This window comes from Streptomyces sp. NPDC060035, assembly GCF_042736635.1.
GTDB lineage: Bacteria > Actinomycetota > Actinomycetes > Streptomycetales > Streptomycetaceae > Streptomyces.
Genome location: NZ_JBHWVO010000042.1, coordinates 1 through 3,179, shown reverse-complemented (window position 1 = coordinate 3,179; position 3,179 = coordinate 1). Strand labels below are relative to the sequence as shown.

Here is a 3,179-nt window from a genome sequence, read left to right as displayed (position 1 = left end):
CCACACCTACAACAACCCCCCTGGGGTGGTCGGCCGCTTCTTTTGTTTATCCCAGCCCGCGCGGGGCGGTTTGTCGCGGCCCCCCCGGGCGCGGGCGCCCCCCCCCCACGCCCCGCGCCGGCCGGGGAAGGCGACCTTCAGAGCCTTTGCACTGAGCAGCGGAGCCGGGGGAGTAGTGGTCATGACGTGCTCCTTGCCTGGTCGGCGCCGTCCGGCAGACCCGGTGTCGTGACGGCACCCGGCTCCACCAGCACGCAGGCCGCACGCCGGTCCTGCCCGGCGTCCCGCAGCTCCTGGTCCGTGGTGGCGCAGGAGTCCAGTGCCACCGGGCAGCGCGGATGGAACGTACAGCCGGGCGGCAACGCCGACGGGTCCGGCGGGTCGCCCGGCAGACCGCGCGGCGCGTGCCGGGAGGAGAGGTCACCGATCCGCGGGAAGGCGGCCGACAGTGCGTTGCCGTAGGGGTGCCTGGCGTTCTCGTACACCTGCTTGGCGGGACCCTCCTCGACGACCCGGCCCGCGTACATCACCGACAGGCGGTCGCAGGTGTCGGAGAGCACCGCGAGGTCGTGGCTGATCATGATCAGGCCGAGGTCCTGGTCGGCGACGAGCTGCTCGATCAGCCGCAGGATCTGAGCCTGGATCATCACGTCGAGCGCGGTGGTCGGCTCGTCGGCGATGATCAGCCGCGGGTCGCAGGCCAGCGCCATGGCGATCATCACGCGCTGGCGCTGCCCGCCGGACAGCTCATGGGGATAGGCGTCCGCCCGGGCGGCGGGAAGCCCCACCTGTTCCAGCAGTTCGCCGGCCCGCTCGCGTGCGGCGGCCGGGGTGGCCTTCTTGTGCAGCAGGATCGGCTCGGCGATCTGATCCCCGATCCGGTGCACGGCGTTCAGCGAGTGCATCGCGCCCTGGAAGACGATCGACGCCCCCGCCCATCGCACGGCACGCAGCCGGCCCCACTTCATGGTGAGGATGTCCTCGCCGTCCAGCAGGATCTCACCGCTCAGGGTCGCGGACGCGGGCAGCAGCCGCAGCAGCGCGAGAGCCAGCGTCGACTTCCCGCAGCCCGACTCCCCGGCGATCCCGAGCTTCTGGCCCGCCTCCACCCGCAGGTCGACGCCGCGCACGGCAGGGACGGCCGAGGCTCCCGTGCCGTAGGTGATGTGCAGGTTTCTGACCTCGAGCAACGGCTGCCGGATCTCCGGCTCCGTAACGGTCTCTGTCTTCACAGCGGTCAACGGGTCACCCCCAGCTTGGGGTTGAGCACGGACTCGATGGTGCGGCCGCACAGCGTGAACGCGAGGGCGACGACCGCGATGGCGAGTCCGGGCGGAGCGAGGTACCACCAGTTGCCGGAGCTGACCGCTCCGGCCTCGCGGGCGTCCTGGAGCAGCCCGCCCCAGGAGACGATCGTGGGATCGCCGAGCCCGAGGAAGGCGAGGGTCGCCTCGGTGAGGATGGCCGTGGAGATCACCAGCGTGGTCTGCGCGAGCACCAGCGGCATCACATTGGGCAGCACATGACGGGACATGATGTGGCCGTGGCCCCCGCCGAGCGCCTTGGAGCGCTCGATGTACGGACGGGACTCCACGGACAGCGTCTGCGCGCGGACCAGCCGCGCGGTCGTCGGCCAGGTCGTCACGCCGATGGCGAGGATCGTCGTCCAGAGGGACCGCGAGAGCACGGTGGCCAGCGCAATGGCCAGTACGAGAGTCGGCATCACCAGGAACCAGTCGGTGATCCGCATGACGACGTTCCCGTACCAGCCCTTGAAGTGACCGGCCGTGATGCCCACCAGGGTCCCGATGGCCACCGAGAGGAACGCCGCGAGCAGGCCGACGGTCAGCGAGACCCGCGTCCCCCACACCAGCAGGGCCAGCAGACTGCGGCCGAACTGGTCGGTGCCGAGCGGGAACGCGCTGCTCGGCGACTCCAGCGGACCGCCCGGCGCATGGGTGACGCTCTGCGAGTCCGCGCCCACCAGCAGCGGGGCGAACAGTGCGATGAGCGCGATCAGCGCGAGGACGGCGAGACCGGCGAGGCCGGCCCGGTGGGTGCGGTACTGGTGCCAGAAGCGGGCGGCGGCGTGCCGCCTGCGGGTCCAGGTGAGGGCACGCGGGCTGATGGTCTTCAGCGCGTCGGTCGTGGTCGTCATCGGCCCACCCGGGGATCGAGGAGCGGATAGATCACATCGGCGAGCGTGTTCATCAGGATCACCGCGGCGGCGAAGACGAAGAACAGGGCCTGCACCAAGGGCAGATCGGGCACGCTCAAGGCTTGGTAGAAGAGCCCGCCGAGGCCGGGCCAGGAGAACACCGTCTCCACCAGGATCGCTCCCGCCACCGTGTTGCCCAGGTTGACGAAGAGCAGCGTCACCGTCGGCAGCATCGCGTTCGGCACGGCGTGACGACGGCGTACGAGATCGTCGCGCAGTCCCTTCGCCCGTGCCGTCGTCAGATAGTCGCTGCCCATCTCGTCGAGCAGCGAGGAGCGCATCACCAGCAGGGTGCGCGCGTATTCGACGGCGACCAGGGTAATGACCGGCAGCACCAGATGGTGGGCCACGTCCAGGACGTAGCCGAAGCCGCTCGAGCTGCCGGACTCCATGCCGCCGGTCGGGAAGAGCCCGGGGATCGGGCCGATGCCCACCGACAGGGTGACGATCAGGAGAAGGCCGAGCCAGAACGACGGCACCGAGTACAGCGTCAGGGCGAAGGCCGTGTGGAAGCGGTCACCGGCCGAGCCGTTGCGCCAGGCGGACCTGGCACCCAGCCAGATGCCGATCACCGTGTAGATGACGAACGCGGTGCCGGTCAGCAGCAGCGTCGCGGGCAGCGCCTCGGAGATCTTGTCCATGACGGGGGCGCGGAACTGGTACGACGTACCGAAGTCCCCGGTCAGGGCCTTGCCGCAGTACTCGGTGAACTGCTGCCAGAGCGGCAGGTCCAGCCCGAACTCCCGGCGCATCGCGGCGATCTGCTCGGTGGAGACCTGCCGGCCGCCGGTCATCTGCTTGACCGGGTCGCCGGGAACGAGGCGGAAGAGGAAGAAGCTGGTGACGAGCACGGCGAACAGCGAGACCGCCGCACCGGCCAGCTTGCCCGCCACGTAACGGAGGTACGCGGTCGCGCTGCGGGCGCGTGGACTGCGGGCCGACGGCCCGGCCGGAGCCGGGC

At 70.6% G+C, this 3,179-nt stretch carries 3 protein-coding genes; all 3 read right to left on the bottom strand.

The window, feature by feature from the left end; translation table 11 throughout:
- Positions 1-179: 179 nt before the first annotated feature.
- Positions 180-1,241 carry an ABC transporter ATP-binding protein gene (locus tag ACFWBQ_RS35730; protein WP_385507269.1) on the bottom strand — a complete coding sequence of 354 codons (1,062 nt, stop codon included), beginning with the start codon at positions 1,239-1,241 and terminating at the stop codon, positions 180-182.
- The gene (locus tag ACFWBQ_RS35725) at positions 1,238-2,158 is read right to left on the bottom strand and encodes an ABC transporter permease (protein ID WP_385507267.1); all 921 of its coding nucleotides are present in this window, start codon (positions 2,156-2,158) and stop codon (positions 1,238-1,240) included. The genes ACFWBQ_RS35730 and ACFWBQ_RS35725 overlap by 4 nt, the downstream gene beginning before the upstream one ends.
- On the bottom strand, positions 2,155-3,179 hold a 1,025-nt coding region (locus tag ACFWBQ_RS35720; RefSeq protein WP_385507264.1), incomplete at its 5' end, for an ABC transporter permease. The genes ACFWBQ_RS35725 and ACFWBQ_RS35720, both read right to left, overlap by 4 nt.

What these genes read in the sequence shown, in the direction of transcription:
- ACFWBQ_RS35725 (WP_385507267.1), bottom strand. Translation starts at nt 2,158, where the DNA reads ATGACGACCACGACCGACGCGCTGAAGACCATCAGCCCGCGTGCCCTC.